18 protein-coding genes are annotated in these 19,407 nt (G+C 70.9%); 11 read left to right on the top strand and 7 right to left on the bottom strand.

Annotated elements, in window-relative coordinates:
- Positions 1 to 182 precede the first annotated feature (182 nt).
- Genes OG496_RS22965 through OG496_RS22945 form a run of 5 tightly spaced genes read right to left on the bottom strand, consistent with a single transcriptional unit; the run spans position 183 to position 5,610 of the window.
- A complete protein-coding gene (locus tag OG496_RS22965) occupies positions 183 to 1,523 on the bottom strand; it encodes an AAA domain-containing protein (RefSeq protein ID WP_405972230.1) in 1,341 nt (446 codons plus the stop codon).
- On the bottom strand, positions 1,520 to 3,118 hold the full coding sequence (locus tag OG496_RS22960) for a hypothetical protein (RefSeq protein WP_405972229.1): 1,599 nt from the start codon (positions 3,116 to 3,118) through the stop codon (positions 1,520 to 1,522). Before OG496_RS22960 ends, OG496_RS22965 begins: the two co-directional genes overlap by 4 nt.
- The gene (locus tag OG496_RS22955; RefSeq protein ID WP_405972228.1) at positions 3,109 to 3,465 is read right to left on the bottom strand and encodes a hypothetical protein; all 357 of its coding nucleotides are present in this window, start codon (positions 3,463 to 3,465) and stop codon (positions 3,109 to 3,111) included. The genes OG496_RS22960 and OG496_RS22955 overlap by 10 nt, the downstream gene beginning before the upstream one ends.
- Positions 3,462 to 4,658, bottom strand: a complete 1,197-nt coding sequence (locus OG496_RS22950; protein WP_405976685.1) for a hypothetical protein — start codon at positions 4,656 to 4,658, stop codon at positions 3,462 to 3,464. The genes OG496_RS22955 and OG496_RS22950 overlap by 4 nt, the downstream gene beginning before the upstream one ends.
- Complete coding sequence (locus OG496_RS22945) at positions 4,609 to 5,610, bottom strand: phosphatase PAP2 family protein (protein ID WP_405972227.1); 1,002 nt, start codon at positions 5,608 to 5,610, stop codon at positions 4,609 to 4,611. The genes OG496_RS22950 and OG496_RS22945 overlap by 50 nt, the downstream gene beginning before the upstream one ends.
- A 208-nt stretch (positions 5,611 to 5,818) precedes the next feature.
- Here OG496_RS22945 and OG496_RS22940 point away from each other — a divergent pair, with 208 nt between their 5' ends.
- Positions 5,819 to 6,415: a histidine phosphatase family protein gene (locus OG496_RS22940; RefSeq protein WP_405972226.1), complete on the top strand. Its 597-nt coding sequence runs from the start codon at positions 5,819 to 5,821 to the stop codon at positions 6,413 to 6,415.
- 93 nt (positions 6,416 to 6,508) lie between these two features.
- Here the strand turns inward: OG496_RS22940 and OG496_RS22935 are convergent, their stop codons facing one another.
- Positions 6,509 to 7,981 carry a hypothetical protein gene (locus tag OG496_RS22935; protein ID WP_405972225.1) on the bottom strand — a complete coding sequence of 491 codons (1,473 nt, stop codon included), beginning with the start codon at positions 7,979 to 7,981 and terminating at the stop codon, positions 6,509 to 6,511.
- Positions 7,982 to 8,252: 271 nt separating this feature from the next.
- Here OG496_RS22935 and OG496_RS22930 point away from each other — a divergent pair, with 271 nt between their 5' ends.
- Positions 8,253 to 8,687 carry a hypothetical protein gene (locus OG496_RS22930; RefSeq protein ID WP_366490614.1) on the top strand — a complete coding sequence of 145 codons (435 nt, stop codon included), beginning with the start codon at positions 8,253 to 8,255 and terminating at the stop codon, positions 8,685 to 8,687.
- 78 nt (positions 8,688 to 8,765) lie between these two features.
- On the top strand, positions 8,766 to 9,635 hold the full coding sequence (locus OG496_RS22925; RefSeq protein ID WP_366490615.1) for a fused MFS/spermidine synthase: 870 nt from the start codon (positions 8,766 to 8,768) through the stop codon (positions 9,633 to 9,635).
- Between the two features lie 38 nt (positions 9,636 to 9,673).
- On the opposite strand, the gene OG496_RS22920 is transcribed toward OG496_RS22925, so the two are convergent.
- The gene (locus OG496_RS22920) at positions 9,674 to 10,213 is read right to left on the bottom strand and encodes a hypothetical protein (protein WP_366490616.1); all 540 of its coding nucleotides are present in this window, start codon (positions 10,211 to 10,213) and stop codon (positions 9,674 to 9,676) included.
- 111 nt (positions 10,214 to 10,324) lie between these two features.
- Between OG496_RS22920 and OG496_RS22915 the strand changes: the two genes are divergently transcribed.
- The 8 genes from OG496_RS22915 to OG496_RS22880 all read left to right on the top strand — a co-directional run bounded on the left by OG496_RS22915 (position 10,325) and on the right by OG496_RS22880 (position 19,394).
- Entirely contained in the window at positions 10,325 to 11,029 is a 705-nt protein-coding gene (locus tag OG496_RS22915; protein WP_399391894.1) for a response regulator transcription factor, read from the top strand.
- Positions 11,026 to 12,429 carry an ATP-binding protein gene (locus OG496_RS22910; protein WP_405972224.1) on the top strand — a complete coding sequence of 468 codons (1,404 nt, stop codon included), beginning with the start codon at positions 11,026 to 11,028 and terminating at the stop codon, positions 12,427 to 12,429. Before OG496_RS22915 ends, OG496_RS22910 begins: the two co-directional genes overlap by 4 nt.
- A gap of 107 nt (positions 12,430 to 12,536) precedes the next feature.
- A complete protein-coding gene (locus OG496_RS22905; RefSeq protein WP_405972223.1) occupies positions 12,537 to 14,012 on the top strand; it encodes a cellulose binding domain-containing protein in 1,476 nt (491 codons plus the stop codon).
- A 265-nt stretch (positions 14,013 to 14,277) separates the two neighbouring features.
- A complete protein-coding gene (locus OG496_RS22900) occupies positions 14,278 to 15,576 on the top strand; it encodes an extracellular solute-binding protein (RefSeq protein WP_366490619.1) in 1,299 nt (432 codons plus the stop codon).
- Positions 15,573 to 16,553: a sugar ABC transporter permease gene (locus OG496_RS22895; protein ID WP_365310378.1), complete on the top strand. Its 981-nt coding sequence runs from the start codon at positions 15,573 to 15,575 to the stop codon at positions 16,551 to 16,553. Before OG496_RS22900 ends, OG496_RS22895 begins: the two co-directional genes overlap by 4 nt.
- Positions 16,550 to 17,443 (top strand): carbohydrate ABC transporter permease, encoded by an 894-nt coding sequence (locus OG496_RS22890; RefSeq protein ID WP_366490621.1) that lies wholly within the window; start codon positions 16,550 to 16,552, stop codon positions 17,441 to 17,443. Before OG496_RS22895 ends, OG496_RS22890 begins: the two co-directional genes overlap by 4 nt.
- Before the next feature lie 194 nt (positions 17,444 to 17,637).
- Positions 17,638 to 18,558: an ABC transporter ATP-binding protein gene (locus tag OG496_RS22885; protein WP_405972222.1), complete on the top strand. Its 921-nt coding sequence runs from the start codon at positions 17,638 to 17,640 to the stop codon at positions 18,556 to 18,558.
- Positions 18,558 to 19,394 (top strand): ABC transporter permease, encoded by an 837-nt coding sequence (locus tag OG496_RS22880; protein ID WP_405972221.1) that lies wholly within the window; start codon positions 18,558 to 18,560, stop codon positions 19,392 to 19,394. The genes OG496_RS22885 and OG496_RS22880 overlap by 1 nt, the downstream gene beginning before the upstream one ends.
- The last annotated feature ends 13 nt before the right edge of the window (positions 19,395 to 19,407 follow it).

The following is a 19,407-nucleotide window of genomic DNA, read 5'->3' as shown; positions in this document are numbered from 1 at the left end:
AGGCGTGCCGGTCACGGTCTCCACACCACCCGGTGTTCCGCGAGATGCGCCAGCACCGCGTGATTCGCCTCCCACCCGTCCGGGCTGTTTCCATTGGCCGCCTCCGGCGGCGTGCCGGACTCCGTCCGGCGGATCGGGCGGCGCAGTGCTGACCGCCTGACGGGCAGGTGCCGTAAGGACGGTCAGGGACGCCAGGCCACCCGGTGCTCGGACCAGTGGTCCCATGTGGACATCATTGCCTCCCACCCGTCAGGAAACTTCACCGTCACCCCCAGCTGCACCGGCTCCGTCGACGGATGGTCGTCCAGCAGCTCACTGACCCCCGCCCGGCAGACCACGATGCACGCGTGCCGGTGTCGGGAGGCGAGGACGCAGAGGCGGCCCGTCTCCAGGTGGAAGGCGGTGGCGTCGGGGCGGCCGGAGAGGGGGTGGAGGACCACCGTGACGTCGAACTCCCGCCCCTGGAGCCGGTTCGCCGTGTCCACCGTCACGTCCGTGACGCCCAACTCCGCCAGCGCCGCACGGACCGCCGCCGCCTGGTCCCGGTGCGCGGTGCCGACCGCGATGCGGTCGGCGGTCAGGGGAGTGGGGTCCGGTGAGCGCTCCGACGTGGCCGCGCCGCCCCGGTCCAGCAGGCGCCGTACGACCGTCGCCACCGCCCGCACCGCCTCCGGGTCCGTACGAGGGGTGTGGCGGGCGGGCAGTTCCAGCAGGCCCCAGCCCGACTCGGCGGCCTCGTCGATCACCCGGTCCGGGCCCGAACCGTCCGACGGGACACCGAAGTCGAGCCGCCGGTCGCCGTGGCCCGTGCCGCTGCGGAAGCGCGTGTACGGGTAGAACGCGTCCGAGACCAGAGGGGCCGCCGACGCCGGGAGCCGCCACGACACCGGCAGGCGGTGTTGCGGTAGTTCGGGGTTGTGGGCCAGGAGGGTCGTCACCGCGGAGGCCGAGGGGTCGTAGGACAGGCCCGCCCACTGCTCCGCGCCGACGATCGCGAACGGGTCCAACTGGCCCGGGTCGCCCACGAACAACGCCCGCTCGAACAGCCCGGCCACGGCCAGCAGCGAGTCCGAGCGCATCTGGTACGCCTCGTCGACGATCGCGTGCCGCCACGGCTCGTCCACCTTGACGTGCGCCCACTTCGCCGCCGTGGAGATGACGACCGGGAGCCCGGCGAGTTCGCCCGCCTTCGCCGACTTCCGTACGTTCGGCAGGTCGTCCAGCGCCTTGTCGTACGGGTCGGCGTCACTGCTGTGGAGGCGGCCGACCGGCAGCTCGCCGTTCTTCTCGGCGAGCCGTACGACGAGGTCGTCTACCTGCGCGTTGGTCTGCGCGACCACCATCAACGGACGCCCGGCGTCGGCCAGTTCGAGCGCCGCGCGGACGACGAGGGTGGACTTGCCGGCACCCGGCGGGGAGTCGACGACGACTCCGCGAGCCGTGCCGTGCAGGGTGTCGCGGAGGATCGCGTCGGTGGCGCGGCCGGCCTCGGCACCGGGGTCGAAGACGATGTCGGCGCTCACAGGACGTCCTCCTCTGTCACCGGATCAGCGGCCTCCTGCACGGCGCTCTCCTCGCCCGGCGGACCCCCGTGCGTCCACGGTGTCTCCTCCTGGTCGGGCAGCTTCGCGCCGCCCCGCTGCTCGTGCTCGAACAGCGTGAAGCAGATCCGGTCGCCCTTCTCCGGCAGCGAACCGGTCTCCGGCTCCTTGCCGCGCCCCATCTTGTCGACGACCCGCAGCACGACGACCGCGCCGTCCTCCTCGTGGCCCACGAACTCCGCCGACTGCGGCTTCCCGCCGAGCGACCGGAACACCTTCACCCGCTCCCCGAGATGCGGCCGGTCGTCCGTGCGCACGGTCACCAGCGGGCGCGGGCGGGGGCTCTTGCCCTCGCTGTACGCCATGACGACATCGATGACCTCGCCCGCGAACGCCTCCCCGGCGAGCCGCCGCCCGGCCATCACCAGCGGGTCGTCCAGGGCCTCCTGGGCGTCCAGGCGGGCCTGTTCGCGCTCGCGCGTGGCGAGCTTGTTGGCCGCGGTGACCGCGTCGTCGCGGCGCGGCTGCGGGGGCTCACCGGCGACGATCCGGTCCCGGTGACCGGTGAACGACCAGCGGTCCCGGGTCCACCGGTCGACGGCGTGCGCGCCCTCCGGCAGCGCCCGCAACAGGTCGAGCCCGTGCCACACCGCGTCCCAAGTGGGGCGGGTGACGCTCTCGACGAGAGACCTGATCTCCCGCTCGGCGGCGGTGAGTTCACCGAGCCGGTCGTCGGCCTCCAGACCGTCCTCGGCGGCGGCGAGGGCGGTACGGGCGCGGTCGTAGCGCTCGATGGCGGGGGCGAGCAGCTTGTTGTCGAACGCCGGGTCCGTGGCCGGGCCGGCCGGCGGGCACACCAACTGGCCCCGCGCGTCCCGCCGCAGCTCCGCGTCGAGCGCGGCCCCGGCGCCGGAGACACCGTCCGGCGGGTCGATCCACGCGAGCAGCGCGGCCAAGTGCTGGTCCTCCAGGCTGGACTGCCCCGTGGCCCAGTGCCGGCCGAGCACCTCGGTGAGCGCGAGCAGCAGCGCGGAACCGGGCACCCGGGCCCGCTCCCCGAAGTGCGTCAGCCAACGCCCCAGCAACGGCACGCGCGGGGGCGCCGGGTGCGGGGTCTCCGGGTCCTGCTCGGCCGTACGCCGAAAGCGCATCGAACGCCCCAGCAGCCGCACCAACTCGATGCCCGCGCGGCTCGGCACGATCAACTGCGGTGCGTCCGCGCACAGTTCGACCTCGACCTTGACCCGCTTGCCGGTCTCCGGATCGGTCTCGTTCCGCTCGGCGGCCTCGACGTCGTCCGCGAACGTGTCGATGTACGGCAGGACCACGTCCGCGAGTTCGGCGAGAAACGTGAACCTGAGGTCCCGGTCCCGCGGCTGCGGTACGACGAACAGCCGCGGCGCGTCCCGGTCCGTACCGACGAGCACACCCAGCGGCGCCCCGGCCTCACCGGCGGTGGTCAGCGGCACGAGGACGAGGGGGCGCGCGGAGAGGTGCCGGTGCAGGACGGTGGCGGCGGGCTGGGCACGGCCGGTCTGAACTGCCTCCAGCCGGGCGAGAGTTGACATCAGCGACACGGGGTCCCCTTGGGGTGGGCGACCGGGGGCGGGGTGCGGTGGTGCGGGGCGCGGGATGTCGGCCGGCGGTGCGGCGCCGGTGTGTCGGGGGCGTGCGGGATCGGGCTCGTCGTGGGGCGCGCAGGGGCGGCGACGGCGGCGTCCACATTCGCGGTCACCGGGTGTCGTGTGGCGGCGGCGACGGTGCACGGGCTCGCGGCCATCATGCGTTGCGTCGCGGCGGCGAGGGTGCCGCGCGGGATTGTGGTCGTCGCGGATCGCGCCGGGGCAGCGGCGACGGCGCACAGGTTTGCCGTCATCGCGTGGTGCGCCGGGTCGGCGACCGTACCGAACAGGGTCACGGTCACCGCGCCCCACCACCCGTCGCACTCCCCAGCGCCTCCATCGGCAACTCGGCCGCGCTCCCCGGAGCCTGCCCTCGCAGCGCGGCCGCGTTCTCCAGGGCCTCGGCCCGCAGTTCCGCCGCCCTCCGCAGCGCTGCCACCGTCGGGTCGTCCGGGTCGCCGGACTCGCCGTGGGCCGCCGACAGGACCTCGTCGACCGTGGTCAGGTCGCCGAGTTCGGCGCGGAGGGAGCGGCCGAGGGTGGTGACCGCGCCGGAGGTGCGGGAGTGGTCGCGGCAGTGGAAGGCCAGCTCGCAGGCGGCCAGGCACTCCGGGGCGTAGGCCGCCGGGACCGACTCGACCGCGGCGGTCAGCTCGGCGGCGGGGCGGTCGGGGGCGAAGCAGGTGCCCTCGGGGAGGGTGTCGGCGATGTCCTCGATGCGGGTGAGGCGGGCCAACTGGCGGCCGGTGACCGCGCGTTGCTTGCGGACGTCGACGGCGGACGCGGTGGGCAGGTTCGAGAAGTCCTTCGGGCAGACCAGGAGGATGCGGTGGCGGACCCGGGGAGCGGGATCCAGCTTGGCCGCGACCTCTTCCAGCGCCAGCACGTACACCGCCGACTGGCGGGCAGCCGCGCCCACCTTCGCCGGGTCCGCCGAACCGTCCAGCATCGGGAAGGACTTGATCTCCACGACCGTCCAACTGCCGTCCGGGTGCACGACGACCGCGTCCGGCTCCAGGAACGCGGGCGACCCCGCCACGTCGAGGGCGAGCATCGGGTGGTCGAGCAGGGTCCAGGCCGCGGCCTCGGTCGCCTCGCGCAGCGCGAGCGCCGTACGGGCCGCGCGCCCCTCGGGGCCGATCGCGTCCAGCTGGGGCACCCGCGCGCGGGTCGGCGGCTCGGCGCCCGGGTCCAGCTTCTCGTGCACCAGCCGCAGCAGCTCCGCGCCGCCGTCCGCCTTGACCCGGGCCTCGAACGCGTTGCCCCGCATGAAGGCGAACTGGGACTGCCCGAAGGACGACGGCGAGCCGAGCGCATCGGCCAGCACCGCCTTGTTCACCCCCGCGCCGTCCAGGATCGCCCGCCGCTTGCAGCCCGGGTTCGCCGCCAGCGCCGCGAGGGCGCGCGCGTCCAGCGCCTTGGCCGGGACGTCCGGGCCCCGCAGCTCAGCGAGCCGGTGCCGGAGCGCCGTCCCCCGCGTCCGTGGGGGAGGCACCCGGCTCGGCTCCGGTACCGAGCTGTGACTCGCGCTGCCGTGGAATTCGCTCACCCGGCGAAGTCTGGCATCCGCCACTGACAATTGAGGTTTCTGAGCCACGAGAGGCGTCACGGGAGCCATTCCGGGAAGCGTCCCGAGCCGCGTCGCGCGAGCGGGCCGCGACCAGCGATCCGCGTCCCTCGAACCGCGCCCTGAGCCGGTCCGCGGCCTTCATCACCTGCGGAGCCAGCAGGAACCCGAGCCCCATCACGACCACGCCCGCGACCGCGTCGAGGAGGTAGTGGTTCGCGGTGCCCATGACCACGATCGCCGTCAGCAGCGGATAGGCGACCCCGACGACCTTGGTCAGCCGGGTCCCGCCGTAGCGCCAGAGCATCACACCGCACCACAGCGCCCAGCCGCAGTGCAGGCTCGGCATCGCCGCGTACTGGTTCGTCATGCCGCCGAGGCCGCGCGGCGCGCTCGCGTCGCCGCCCCACCAGCCGTACGAGCTGTACTGGGCCATAGTGTCCACGAAGCCGTAGCCGGGGGAGAGCAGGCGGGGCGGGCAGGTCGGGAGCAGGGTGAAGCCGATCAGGCCGATGAACGTGGACGTCATCAGCCAGGTGCGGGCCGCGCGGTAGACCTGGGAGCGCGACCTGAACAGCCAGATCAGGATCGCGGGCGTGATCAGGTAGTGCAGCGACGCGTACCAGAAGTCGGCCGGGACGCCGAGCCAGGACTCGCGCGTGAACAGGCGGTTCAGCGGGTGCTCGGCGTTGATGTGCAGGAACTTCTCGATGCGCAGGATCGTCAGACCGTGGTCCACGGCACTCGTCGTGTCACCCCGGGCCAGCAGTCGGCCCGCCGAGTACGAGGCGTACACCAGGAGGATCAGCGGCAGCTCGGTCCACCAGCGCAGCCGGGTTCGCCGGTCCGCCTCGATGCCTGGTGTCTCGGTCTGCGGCATCCGATCGCCCTCCCCCTTCTGTTCTGTGCGCTGCCCCGTGGTCCGGCTTCCCGATAGCCCGGTCGGAACACTTTACGGCGTATGTGAGCGCCCTGTTTCCGGCGCCCCCGGACCTCAAAGACGCAGAGATCGCCCCCCGGGTTGCCCTTCTCAAGGGTGCGCGATGATGGAGTGACCCGCCTCTCGTTTTCTCCCGGAAGGGTCCCCCATGGCACCGCGCATCCTGCTGGCCCGGCACGGACAGACCGAATGGTCGCTGTCCGGGAAGCACACCGGCAGGACCGACGTACCGCTCCTCGAAGAGGGCCGACGCGGCGCCAAGGTGCTGGGCGAGCGACTGCACCGGGCCCCCTTCGACGGCCTCCCTGGGGTGGAGGTCCGCACCAGCCCGCTGGCACGCGCGCGTGAGACCTGCGAACTCGCCGGCTTCGGGGACCGCGCGACCGACTGGGACACCCTCATGGAGTGGGACTACGGCGCCTACGAGGGCATGACCCCGGAGGAGATCCGTTCCGTACGCCCCGACTGGCTGATCTGGCGCGACGGCGTCCCCGAAGGGGAGACCCTCGCCGAGGTCACCGCCCGCGCGGACGAGGTCGTCACCTGGGCCCGCGCCGAGGACCGGGACGTCCTGGTCTTCGCCCACGGCCACATCCTGCGCTCGATCGGCGCGCGCTGGCTGGGCCTGCCGATCGACTTCGCGGCGCGGATACGGCTCAATCCGACGTCGTTGTCGGTGCTTGGGTGGGCTTATGGGGAGCCGGCGATCGAGAGCTGGAACGATCTGGGGCATCTGGCTTTGTAGTACGGCTGCGGGCCGGTGGGGGCTGGTCGCGCCCACGCGGCGGAGCCGCATATCGGCACAGCCCCGCGCCCCTAAAAGCCAAAGCCCTCGCAGCTAGGCGGCTGTTCTGGGCAGGCCTGTGTGCCTCTCCAGGAAGGTTGATACGCCCGACGCCCTCTTGTGAGGCAACAGCACCCGCGCCGTCCCCGCCAACATCGTCTGAATCCGCGACGACTGCACCAGGTCCAAAAGATCAAGCACCCGCATCCCGGCAGTAGCCGCCTCATCCGGACGCCCACCGCGAGCCAGATCATCCGCCAGCTCGGCCATGTACAGGGCGATGTTCCGAGTGAAATGCGGGTCCTGGAGATGCGCCGCACGCCGCGCATGCCGTGCCGCGCGAGGCCAGTCGCCCAGGGTGGACCAGCACTGCGCCTCAAGCCCCTCCAACTCGGCCTCTCCGTAGAAGCTCATCCACTCGGGGTCGGCGTCCGAGTGGCCCCGCTCGAAGAGGGCCTGCGCACGGGCCAGCGCCTGTTCGCAGCCGGTGCGGTCGGCGAGCCCCGCCCAGCCGCCCGCCTCGCGCAGCGCGAGCAGCGACATCAGGCGGGCGGAGCCCAGGGGCCGTCCGACGCGCTGCGCGGCCTGCGCGGCGCGCACCGCCTCGCGCGGGCGTCCGGCGTCCCGCGCGAGGAACGCCGTATTGCAGAAGGCGTGTGCCTCAAGGCCGGGGTCGCCGGTCATCCGGGCTGTGGCGAGGGCCTCCGCGTAGTGCGAGCGGGCGTCGTCGAAGCGGCCGGAGTCGTGGGCCAACCAGCCCACCGAGATGGCGAGTTCACCCGCTCCGGAGTGCAGTCTCTCGGCGACCGACTGCCGGGTGGTGCCCGCGTCGAGCAGGGCGTAGGCGGCGCGTAGCGGGGCCGCCGCCCGCCGGTAGAGGCCGTCGGCGCCGTGCCGGTCGTCGAGCAGCCGGATTCTGCGGACGGCCTCTTCCAGGGCGCCCGCCTCGCTCGTACCGGGGCGGCGGACGGAACGATCCGCTGCCACGGCGTCGTAGGTGAGCCCGAGCGGGCCCAGCGTGCCGGCGGCCACCGTGACGGTGCCGCCCCTCATGAATGCGCGACGCAGCACGTCGCTCTCCTCGTGGTTCTCGTGGTTCTCGTGCGTGTCGTACGGGTCCTGCGTGTCATACGGCTCGTACACGTCCCGCGTCTCACCCGTCCTGGCCGTCTCATCCGTGATGAGGGCCGGGCTCGTGAGGTGTGCGGGGGGCGTGTCCTCGGCGGTGCGCGCCCCGCGTCCGCGTACGGACGAGCGGGGCGCGAAGCCGAGGTCGGCGAGCGTGCGGCCGGGGAACATGTGCAGGAACACCCGTTCGTACGCGTAGTTGGGACAACGGATCTCACCGGCCTCGACGCGGCCTACGTAGCGCGCGTCGCAGCTGACCCGCTCGCCGATCTCGCGAGCGGACCGGCGTACGGCCGCGGCGAACTCCGCCGGTGAGCGCTGTCCGCGCAGCCGCCGGAAGGCGAGATTGGGTCTCGGTGGTCGGGGGAGCGGGGACGGGGTCACCATTGACGACGCCATGGCCGGGTCCTCTCGTGCGAACCGTCGAACCATGCCGGATTCAGGGTGACTTGTTGAGTGACGCCCTGTTTCCAGCGGGCAAGAACGTACCTGCTGTGCACGACCCGCCACGCAGGGTTTGGCTACAAACCGGATATCTCATCCGGGATCTGCCATGAACTGCCATCCTTTGCGGCTGACTTGTGCCGTAGCCGTTGACGCTTCAACGCGTTGAACCCCATGGACCCGGGAGCCACCCGACTCCCGACCCGCTCGTCCAAGGAGGGGTTCCGTGGTGGAGACCGGGATGGAGACCAGGCAGAGCGTCGATCCTCGAATGCCGAGCGCGGAATGCAGTGCGCCACCGTTCGTGGACTCGGCCTGCGACCTGGTGACGGTACCGACGCGGCAGGGGCTGGAGGCGGTCGACATCCTGCGGCGCGGCGCGTGCGACGGGGTCGGCCCCGTCCTGCACGACGACGGCGACGACACACTCGGCTTCCTGGTACCGCCGGGCACGGCGGCGGCCTGGGACCTGCCGGGCAGCACCTGTACGGAGACCAACGGCCGGGGCCTGCGCCTCGCCCCCGACCCCGAGCCCCCCGTCGAGGGCTCCGACTGGCTGCTGCCCCCCGGCGACGCCGATCTGGCGACCGACCCGGAGGTGCTACGAGCCGCGCTGGGCGAGGCGGCGAGGCTGATCGAGGCGGCGGACGGCTGTACCTGACCGCCCCTCGCCGGTGCGCAACCGCCCGCCCCCGACGCCGAGCGCGCCGTACCGCCCCGAGCCCCCGATAATGGGCCAATGGGAAAGTCCAGGAGCCCCCGGCGCGGTGCCGGCACCGCCGAGGCCGTCGTCGAGGGTGTCGACGGTGGGCTCGCCGAGTTGATACCCGACCGGGAACGCGCGCGTGCCTGGACGTTGCTGATCGACGGGGCGCCGCAGTCGTACGTCGACCTCGACGACCCGGCGTATCTGTCCTTCGAGTACCAGCGTCGCCTCGGGCACGTCATCGACCTCGTCGCGCCGGCCGGGAAGCCCGTCCACGTCGTGCACCTCGGCGGGGGTGCCCTCACGCTCGCGCGGTATGTCGCCGCCACCCGGCCCCGATCCACCCAGCAGGTCGTCGAGTTCGACGCGGCGCTGGTCCAACTGGTCCGGCGGGAGCTGCCGTTGGACCCGAACGCGCGGATCCGGGTGCGGTCGGCCGACGCCCGCGCGGGGCTCGCGAAGGTGCCCGAGGGGTGGGCCGATCTCGTCGTGGCGGATGTGTTCAGCGGGGCCCGTACGCCCGCCCACCTCACCTCCACCGAGTTCCTCGACGAGGTGCGTCGCGCGCTCAAGCCCGGTGGGTGCTACGCCGCGAACCTCGCCGACGGGCCCCCGCTCGCGCATCTCCGGGGCCAGATCGCCACCGTGGCCGCCCGGTTCGCGGAACGCGCGCTGATCGCCGACCCGACCGTGCTGCGCGGCAAGCGGTTCGGCAACGCGGTGCTCGTCGCCTCCGACCACCCGCTGCCGCTCGCCGAGTTGACCCGGCGCGCCGCCTCCGACCCGCACCCCGGCAGGCTCGAACACGGCAAGGAACTCACCGACTTCACCGGCGGAGCCGTACCCGTGACGGACGCAGCGGCGGTCGCCTCACCGGCACCGCCCCCGTCCGTGTTCCGCTAGCCGGAGCAACGCACCCGGAGCAACGCACCAGGAAAGACTCAGTAGTTGCCCACATCCACCCGCGGCGCCCCGTCGTGCCACGTGCAGATCACCGACACCTTGCCCGTGCCCTTGGTGAACTCCACCCGGAGCCACGACTCCGTCTTCCACACCTGCATCGACCAGCCCGTACCCGGCGTCGCCGACACGAGCGCCACATAGGCCGGGGAGGTGTCGAGTTCGAGCACCACCCGCCCGCCGTCGGTGGCGTAACTCTTCACCTGGCCGGTGGTGGAGGGAGAGGGGGACGGGCTCGCCGTCGTCTTCGTGGGGGTCGGGACGGGGGTGCGGGTCGGCGTCGGGGTGCTCGTCGGGCTCGGCGAGGACTCGGCCCGAACCGGTGCCGAGGACGGTGGCTGAGCCGCCTGCGCGCTCGCGCCGGCCGCCGTGATGGGCAGGGCGCGCGGCGGGTCGTAGGCCGTGCCCGTCATGACCGTGTGGACGCCCCACCAGGACAGCGTGACGGCCGCGCCGGTGGCGAGTGACCAAGCCAGCACGTGCACGAATCCGTTGACGAGTCCTCTGGGCATCGCCGCCATACTGCCTCACGCGCCCCACAGGTGTCCCATCGATGTCCCACCGGTTGTCCACAGGGGGGAGTTGTCCACAGGCCCGGATGCGGTTCGCCCGCATGGCGTACGGTGCGGCGCATGGCAAGTGTGCTCGTGGTCGAGGACGACCAGTTCGTGCGCTCGGCCCTCATCCGGCATCTGACCGATGCCGCGCACACGGTGCGCAGTGTCGGTACGGCCCTTGAGGCCCTGCGCGAGGTCGCCCATTTCCGTTTCGACGTGGTCATCCTGGACCTCGGACTGCCCGACCTGGACGGGTCCGAGGCGCTGAAGATGCTGCGCGGGATCACGGATGTCCCCGTGATCATCGCCACCGCGCGGGACGACGAGACGGAGATCGTCCGGTTGCTCAACGCGGGTGCGGACGACTACCTCACCAAGCCCTTCTCGGTCGACCACCTCTCCGCTCGCATGTCCGCTGTTCTACGACGCTCCCGTGCCGCCACCGGCGAGGCACCCCCGTCGACCGTCATCCGCGTCGGCGGCCTCACCGTCGACCCGCTGCGCCGCCAGGCCGAGCTGGACGGTGTCCGACTCGACCTCACCCGCCGCGAGTTCGACCTCCTCGCCTTCCTCGCGGGCCGCCCCGGTGTGGTCGTCCCGCGCAAGGAACTCCTCGCCGAGGTGTGGCAGCAGTCGTACGGTGACGACCAGACCATCGACGTCCATCTGTCGTGGCTGCGAAGGAAGTTGGGGGAGACGGCGGCCCAGCCGCGCTATCTGCACACCCTGCGGGGTGTCGGCGTGAAGCTGGAGCCACCGGGAGCGGAGTCGCCGCGATGAGGTGGGCGCTGGTCAGGGTCTGTCTGGCGATCGCGGCGATGGTCGTCGTCGCCTTCGCGGTGCCGCTCGGCCTGGTCATCAAGGAGATGGCCCGCGACCGCGCCTTCTCGAACGCCGAGCGGGAGGCCGCCGCCGTCGCCCCCGCACTGTCCATCACCACGGACCGGGACCAACTGGAGAAGGTCGTCGCTTCGGCCGGTGCGGACTCCGGGATGGCCGTCCACATACCGGCGGGCGAGGGGAAAGCCGCTCTCGACATCGGGCTGCAGCGCGCCGCCAGCAAGGACATCGCGACCGTACGGAAGTTGGGCCGCGCCTCCACCACCGAGGTGCCCGGCGGTTCCGTCCTGCTCCAGCCGGTCGCGCTCAGCTCCGGCGAGATATCCGTCGTCGAGGTGTACGTCCCGGAGTCGGAGGTCAGCAACGGTGTGGGCACGGCCTGGGCGGTGCTCGCCGGCGTCGGCATCGCGCTGATCGTCGGTTCCGTCGCGGTCGCCGACCGGCTGGGCGTACGGATGGTGCAGCCCGCGCAGCGCCTCGTCGAGGGCGCGCACGAACTGGGGGAGGGGCAGCTGGGGGCACGGGTGCCCGAGGAAGGGCCGACCGAACTGCGGCTCGCGGCGGTCGCGTTCAACTCCATGGCCGACCAGGTCGTACAACTGCTCGCGAACGAGCGGGAGTTGGCGGCCGACCTCTCGCACCGCCTGCGCACACCCCTCACTGTGCTGCGGCTCAACGCGGCCTCGCTCGGGGACGGGCCCGCCGCCGAGCAGACGCGGACCGCCGTCGCGCAGTTGGAGCGGGAGGTCGACACGATCATCCGGACCGCGCGCGAGGCCAAGCCGCAGACCGTGGCGGCCGGGCCCGGCGCCGGGTGCGACGCGGCCGAAGTGGTGCGCGAGCGGATGCGGTTCTGGTCCGCGCTCGCCGAGGACGAGGGCCGCAAGGTACGGGTCGCCGGGGTGGAGCGGCCGGTGCGGATACCCGTGGCCCGCGCCGACCTGGTCGCCGCCCTCGACGCCCTCCTCGGCAACGTGTTCCGGCACACCCCCGAGGGCACGGCCTTCGCGGTCGACGTGCACAACAGCGAGGACGCGGTGATCGTGCTCGTCTCGGACGCGGGCTCCGGCATACGCGACCCCGAGGCGGCGATGGCCCGCGGGCGCGGTTCCGGCAGCGCCGGGTCGACCGGGCTCGGCCTGGACATCGTGCGCCGGCTCGCGGAGACGACCGGCGGGGACGTCCGGATCGGGTCCTCGATGCTCGGCGGCACCGAGGTGCGGATCTGGATCCAGCTGGACGGGCGGGAGCCGGAGCGCAACGGGCATCGGGGAGCCGTACGACGGCGTCGGCGCGGGAAATTGGTCTCGACCTTTAACCGTTCCCGATCCCTCCCTTAAGCGCACCCTAAGATCGCCAACCCTCGCCCGGATCAGGGTATTTGCCCGGTTCCGGATCGCTAGCGTGCTGCCGCACCCCACCCCCGTACGGCGAAAGCAGGCACGCGATGAGCACGCACCGGCGCAGGATCAGCAAGAGGAACAAGGTGATCGGCGGAGCGGTCGCCGCCGCGGTCGTCGGTGGCGGCGCGATCATGCTGACCGGCATCGCCCAGGCGGCGAGCGTCGGCGCGGCCTACACCAGAACCAGCGAGTGGTCGACGGGGTACACCGCGCAGTACGTCGTCACCAACACGACCGGTGCCACGAAGAAGGACTGGACGCTGGAGTTCGACCTGCCGTCGGGATCGAAGCTCAGCTCGCTGTGGAACGCCGAGTCGAGCGTGAGCGGGCAGCGCGTCACCGTGAAGCCGCCGAAGTGGGACACGGACGGTCTCGCGGCCGGCGAGTCGGTCACGGTCGGCTTCGTGGTCAACGGCACGGGCCAGCCGACCAGTTGTCTCATCGACAACGCCAAGTGCTCGGCGGACGACGGCGCGACGCCAGAGCCGACCGGCCGTCCGACGACCTCGTCGCCGACGCCCACCCCGACCGCCTCCCCGACCTCCAAGCCCACGGCCACCCCCAAGCCCACGGCGACCCCCACCCCCACCGCCTCGCCGACCACGACCACCGGTACCGGCACGACGGCCGGCGCGGGCTTCGCCCCCTACGTCGACACCTCCCTCTATCCCGCCTTCGACCTGCTCGCCAACGTCACCGCGACCGGCGTGAAGAACTACAACCTCGCCTTCATCACCGACGGCGGCGGCTGCACCCCGAAGTGGGGCGGGGTCTCGGACCTCGGAAGCGACGGTGTGGCCTCCCAGATCGGCGCGCTGCGCGCCAAGGGCGGTGACGTCCGGGTCTCCTTCGGCGGCGCGTCCGGCTCCGAGCTGGCGACGACGTGCGGTTCGGCGAGCGCGCTGGCGACGGCGTACGGCAAGGTCGTGGACGCGTACGCCCTCACCAAGGTCGACTTCGACATCGAGGGCGGCGCGCTGCCCAACACGGCGGCCAACACGATCCGCGCCCAGGCGATAGCGAAGCTCCAGCAGCAGCACCCGAACCTGGACGTCTCCTTCACGCTCCCGGTGATGCCCGAGGGTCTGACCCAGGACGGGGTGAACCTGTTGTCCAATGCCAAGTCCAACGGCGTCAAGATCAACACGGTCAACATCATGGCAATGGATTACGGACCGGCGTACAGCGGAGATATGGGAACGTACTCACAGCAAGCGGCTACTGCGACTAAGGCCCAAGTCAAGAGTGTTCTCGGGCTCTCGGACAGTGCTGCATGGAAAGCGGTTGCAGTAACCCCGATGATCGGCGTCAACGACGTTTCATCGGAGGTTTTCACGGTCGAGGACGCGAACGAGTTGGCGGCATTCGCGAAGGCGAAGAGTCTGGGCGGGCTTTCGATGTGGTCCGCGACCCGTGACAAGCAGTGCCCCGGCGGTGCCAAGCCCAGCGCGGACGCGACCTGCAGCTCGGTCGTCCAGGCCCCGTCCGCCTTCACCAAGGCCTTCTCGGCCTTCCAGTAGGCGCCCCATGGGCCCCACGAACCCCTCGCGGACTCCGTGGCCCCAGCCTCCCCGGAGCGGACGTGTGGCCACTCGGCTGCACGTTCGCTCCTTTTGCTCGTGAGTGTCGATTACGTTTCGACAAATGAAGGCGGCGGGTGTTGACGCATGACCAGACATAGGACTGTTATTACGCCACCGTGTTTGGTCGCGTTGGTTTCTGGTCGGTTACGACGACCTGGGGCGTGGCGCATTCCGGCCGAACCTTGTCCGTCAGGAGCCGTTCATGCCCGACTTCTCCCTCCCCGCCGCCAGTCGCCGCTCCGTCCTGCGCGGCATAGGCGGCGCTGCCGTGCTCGGCGCCGGCATACCCCTGCTGAGCGCGTGCGGCAGCAGCGGCAGCTCGTCCGACCCGAAGACCGTCACCGTCGGCTCCAACGCGTCCGACGCGGTGCCGAAGAAGGCGTTCGCGAGCGTCTACGCGGACTTCAAGAAGACGTCCGGCATCACCGTCAAGGTCAACACGAAGGACCACAACACCTTCCAGGAGCAGATCAACTCCTACCTCCAGGGCACGCCGGACGACGTGTTCAACTGGTTCGCCGGGTACCGCATGCAGTTCTTCGCGGCCAAGAAGCTCGCCACGTCCATCGACGACGTCTGGGCGAAGATCGGTGACAACTTCCCCGACGCGATGAAGCAGCTCAGCAAGGGCGAGGACGGCAAGTACTACTTCGTGCCGATGACCACGTACCCGTGGGCGATCTTCTACCGCAAGAGCGTCTTCACGGCGAAGGGCTACACCGTCCCCACCACGTGGGACGAACTGGTCGCCCTCTGCAAGAAGATGAAGAGCGACGGCCTGGTCCCGATCGCCTTCGGCGACAAGGACGCCTGGCCGGCGATGGGCACCTTCGACCAGATCAACTTCCGCCTCAACGGCTACGACTTCCACAAGTCCCTGATGGCGGGCAAGGAGGCGTGGACCGACCCGAAGGTCAAGGCGGTCTTCGACCACTGGGCCGAGCTCCTCCCGTACCACCAGGACGGTTTCATGGGCCGCACCTGGCAGGACGCGGCGCAGGGCATCGTGTCGAAGAAGTCCGGCATGTACCTCCTGGGCTCCTTCGTGGCCCAGCAGTTCACCGTCAAGGCCGACCTCGACGACCTCGACTTCTTCGCCTTCCCGGAGATCAACTCCGCGTACGGCCAGGACACCGTCGAGGCGCCCACCGACGGTTACATGGTCAGCAAGTCCCCGAAGAACCACGACGGTGTCGTCAAGCTCCTGGAGTACCTGGGCAGCCCGGCGGCCGAGCAGCTGTACCTCAAGACCGACCCGAGCGTGGTGGCCGCCTCCAGCAAGGCCGACACCTCCGCGTACTCGCCGCTGCAGAAGAAGGCGTTCGACATGATCGGCGCCGCCAAGAGCCTCACCCAGTTCATGGACCGCGACTCCCGTCCGGACTTCACCTCGACGGTGATGCAGCCCGGGCTGCAGAAGTTCCTCCAGAACCCCAAGGGCGTCGACAGTCTGCTGACCTCGATCGAGCGCCAGAAGAAGACGATCTTCGCCTCCTCATGATCTCCGAGACGACTACGACGAGCCCGGAGGCGGACGCCGTTCCGCCTCCGGGCCCCGCGCCTGAGAAGAAGCGGGTCCCGCAGGGCGCCAAGCGCCTGCTGACCCGCCGTGACCGCATCACGCTCGCCTTCATGGCGGGCGTACCGACGGTCCTGCACGTGGCCCTTGTCTGGGTCACCGCCCTCGCCTCGATCCTCCTGGCCTTCACCAGCTGGGACGGCATCGGCTTCGGCTCGATCAAGTGGGTCGGCCTGGCCAACTTCAAGGAGCTGTTCAACGACAACCCGCAGTTCTGGCCCGCACTTGAGCACAACGTCATCTGGTTCGTCGTGCTCATCCTGCTGCCGACCCCCTTCGGCCTGTTCCTGGCCGTCCAGCTGGACAAGAAGATCCGGTTCAGCCGCGTCTACCAGACCGCGTTCTTCCTGCCGGTCGTGATGTCGCTGGCGGTCACCGGTTTCGTCTGGCAGCTCATCTACAACCCCGACACCGGCCTGATCAACAGCCTCATCGGGGCCAACAAGCCCGGCCACTACATCGACTGGATCGGCGACCCCAAGCTCAACCTCTGGGCCGTCCTGATCGCCGCGTCCTGGCGGCACGCGGGCTACATGATGATCCTGTACCTGGCCGGCCTGAAGGGCGTGGACCCGTCCCTGCGCGAGGCCTCCGCGCTGGACGGCGCGAACGAGTGGCAGACGTTCAAGAACGTCATCTTCCCGACGCTGCGGCCCACGAACACGGTCGTCCTGGTCGTCACGATCATCGAGTCGCTGCGCGCCTTCGACCTGGTGTACGTCTTCAACAAGGGCGCCCAGGGCACCGAGTTGCTGTCGATCCTGATCACCAACAACATCATCGGCGAGTCCAGCCGGATCGGTTACGGGTCGGCGATCGCCGTCGTTCTGCTGGTCATCTCCCTCGTGGTCATCATTCCGTACCTGATCGCGACCTTCCGGAAGGAGCGGCGCGCATGACCACCCCCACCGCCGCGCTCGGCGTGAAGCAGCGCACCCCGCTGCGCCCGGCCCGGGTCCTGCTGCACGTGTTCCTCGTCGTCACCTCGCTGGCCTGGCTCGCCCCGCTGCTGTGGGCGGTCTACGCGGCCCTGCGCCCGTACTCCGAGACCAGCAACAAGGGGTACGTCTCCTGGCCGGACACGCTGAACCTCGACAACTTCAAGAACGCGTTCGAGCAGTCCGACATGACGCACTACTTCGTCAACACCCTGATCATCGCGGTCCCGGCCGTGCTGCTCACGCTGCTGCTGGCGTCGATGGTCGCGTTCTACGTCAGCCGCTTCGACTTCCGGCTGAACATCTTCCTGCTGCTGGTTTTCACGGCCGGCAACCTGCTGCCCCAGCAGGTCATCATCACCCCGCTGTACCGCATGTACCTGCTCATCGACCTGCCCGGCATCACGATGAGCGGCAAGCTCTACGACTCCGCGCTCGGCCTGGTCCTCATCCACGTGGCGTTCCAATCGGGCTTCTGTGCCTTCGTGTTGAGCAACTACATGCGGATGCTGCCGGACGAGCTGACCGAGGCGGCGCTGGTCGACGGCGCGTCGGTGTGGCGGATGTACTGGCAGATCGTGCTGCCGCTGTGCAAGCCGGCGATGGCGGCCCTGGCGACCCTGCTCTCCATCTGGATCTACAACGACTTCTTCTGGGCGATCGTGCTGATCTCCACCGGCGAGAACATGCCGATCACCTCCGCCCTGAACAACCTCTCCGGCCAGTACTTCACCGACCCCAACCTGGTCGCCGCGGGCGCCCTGCTCACCGCGATCCCGACCCTGATCGTGTACTTCGCGCTCCAGCGCCAGTTCGTCAGCGGCCTCACCCTGGGCGCCAACAAGGGCTGACGCACCGGCCGTCGAGCCCTCCGGAAGCGAAGCACCGCGTACGACCACCCCGTCACCCCGCTCACTGGTACCCCGGTACCAGTGACCAGCGGGGTTTGTCCCCTGCGGGCCCACGGGCCGTGCTGTGGCCGCTCCTAGCCTCGAAGCAGTGACCCGGCCGGACGCCGGGCCGGGCGGAAGCGGGGAGCGGCACTGTGATCGAAGTTCGTGGGCTGACGAAGCGGTACGGGGACAGGACCGCGGTGGACGACCTGAGTTTCACCGCCCCGCCCGGACAGGTCACCGGGTTCCTGGGGCCCAACGGGGCGGGCAAGTCCACCACCATGCGCATGATCGTGGGCCTGGACGCGCCGACCAGCGGTACGGCCCTGGTCAACGGCAAGCGCTACGCCCAACACCGGGCCCCCTTGCAGGAGTTGGGGGTGCTGCTGGAAGCGAAGGCCGTGCACCCGGGTCGCTCCGCGTTCAACCACCTCATGGCGTTGGCGTACACCCATGGTGTACCGCGTCGACGGGTGGAGGAGGTCATCGACCTGGCCGGTCTGCACGACGTGGCGCACAAGCGGGTCGGGGCGTTCTCGCTGGGGATGGGGCAGCGGCTGGGCATCGCCGCCGCGCTCCTCGGCGACCCCGCGGTCGTGATGCTGGACGAGCCGGTCAACGGGCTCGACCCCGAAGGCGTGCGCTGGGTAAGGGAGTTGCTGCGCGGGCTGGCCGCCGAGGGCCGCACGGTGATGCTGTCCTCGCATCTGATGAGTGAGATGGCGCAGACCGCCGACCGTCTCGTGGTCGTCGGCCGGGGCCGGCTGCTGGCCGAGACGACCGTCGACGCGCTGGTGGAGCAGTCGGAGGACAAGGGGGTGCGGGTGGCCACCGGCGAGCCCGCGCGGCTGCGATCGCTGCTGGCCGCACCTGGCGTCACCGTCACCTCGACGGGCGCCGAGCGGCTCGTGGTCTCCGGCCTGGACACGCGGCGGATCGGGCAGCTGGCCGCCGAGCACCAGGTGCCGCTGTACGAACTGGTCACCGAGTCGGTGTCCCTGGAGGAGGCGTTCATGAATCTGACCCAGGACGCGGTGGAGTACCACAGCATCGACGCCGGGAGGGCCGCCTGATGACCGCCGACACCATCACTTCGCCTACGAGCGCCCCATCGCCGGTGCGACCCGTGTACCGCGTGACCGGCCGACGGGTGGTTCGCTCCGAGTGGTCCAAGTTCTGGTCGCTGCGCTCCAGTTGGATCACGCTGGGGGTGGCCGTGCTGTTCCTGGTGGTGATCGGGGTGATCGCCGCCGCCCTCTACAGCCCGAGCGGCCCGCTGGGTGGAAAGGACGCGGCATCCGGTGCCGCGCTGACCCTGGCACTGGCCGGCACCAACCTCGCGGCCCTGGCCGTCGGCGCGCTCGGCGTCCTGCTCTCGGCGGGTGAGTACAGCACGGGGATGGTCCGCTCGACGTTCGCCGCCGTGCCCGGCCGACTGCCCGTCCTGTGGGCGAAGTGCGCGGTCTACGGCCCGATCGCGTTCGTCACGACCACCCTCGGCGCCCTGATCTCCTTCCTGCTCGGGAGCGCCGCCCTGCACGGCGAGAGGATCGCCCTGTCCCTCGGAGACGCCGGGGTCTTCCGGTGCCTGGTGGGCGCGGGCGTGTACCTGGGCCTGGTCGGTGTGTACGGCGTGACGGTCGGCCTGATCGTGCGCAACAACGCCGGGGGCATCGCGATCCTGGCCGGCGCGGTGCTGGTCCTGCCCGGCCTGACCGGGCTGCTGCCCAGCTCCCTGGGGGACACCGTCAGCCGCTACCTGCCCAGCAACGCCGGCCAGTCGGTGATGACCCTGCACGAGTCGAGCGACTCCCTGGTCGGTCCGGGAGCGGGTCTGGCGGCGCTGCTGGTGTGGGCCGTACTGCTGCTGGCCGGTGCTGCCCGGCGGCTGCGCCGCAGTGACGTCTGAGGTCGCGTCCGTG

It is taken from the genome of Streptomyces sp. NBC_00988 (genome assembly GCF_045162645.1).
Classification (GTDB): domain Bacteria; phylum Actinomycetota; class Actinomycetes; order Streptomycetales; family Streptomycetaceae; genus Streptomyces.
This window is presented reverse-complemented; position numbering and strand designations above follow the sequence as displayed.

What these genes read in the sequence shown, in the direction of transcription:
- OG496_RS22945 (WP_405972227.1), bottom strand. Translation starts at nt 5,610, where the DNA reads ATGCCGCAGACCGAGACACCAGGCATCGAGGCGGACCGGCGAACCCGG.
- OG496_RS22940 (WP_405972226.1), top strand. Translation starts at nt 5,819, where the DNA reads ATGGCACCGCGCATCCTGCTGGCCCGGCACGGACAGACCGAATGGTCG.
- OG496_RS22935 (WP_405972225.1), bottom strand. Translation starts at nt 7,981, where the DNA reads ATGGCGTCGTCAATGGTGACCCCGTCCCCGCTCCCCCGACCACCGAGA.
- OG496_RS22925 (WP_366490615.1), top strand. Translation starts at nt 8,766, where the DNA reads ATGGGAAAGTCCAGGAGCCCCCGGCGCGGTGCCGGCACCGCCGAGGCC.
- OG496_RS22920 (WP_366490616.1), bottom strand. Translation starts at nt 10,213, where the DNA reads ATGGCGGCGATGCCCAGAGGACTCGTCAACGGATTCGTGCACGTGCTG.
- OG496_RS22915 (WP_399391894.1), top strand. Translation starts at nt 10,325, where the DNA reads ATGGCAAGTGTGCTCGTGGTCGAGGACGACCAGTTCGTGCGCTCGGCC.
- OG496_RS22910 (WP_405972224.1), top strand. Translation starts at nt 11,026, where the DNA reads ATGAGGTGGGCGCTGGTCAGGGTCTGTCTGGCGATCGCGGCGATGGTC.
- OG496_RS22905 (WP_405972223.1), top strand. Translation starts at nt 12,537, where the DNA reads ATGAGCACGCACCGGCGCAGGATCAGCAAGAGGAACAAGGTGATCGGC.
- OG496_RS22900 (WP_366490619.1), top strand. Translation starts at nt 14,278, where the DNA reads ATGCCCGACTTCTCCCTCCCCGCCGCCAGTCGCCGCTCCGTCCTGCGC.
- OG496_RS22895 (WP_365310378.1), top strand. Translation starts at nt 15,573, where the DNA reads ATGATCTCCGAGACGACTACGACGAGCCCGGAGGCGGACGCCGTTCCG.
- OG496_RS22890 (WP_366490621.1), top strand. Translation starts at nt 16,550, where the DNA reads ATGACCACCCCCACCGCCGCGCTCGGCGTGAAGCAGCGCACCCCGCTG.
- OG496_RS22880 (WP_405972221.1), top strand. Translation starts at nt 18,558, where the DNA reads ATGACCGCCGACACCATCACTTCGCCTACGAGCGCCCCATCGCCGGTG.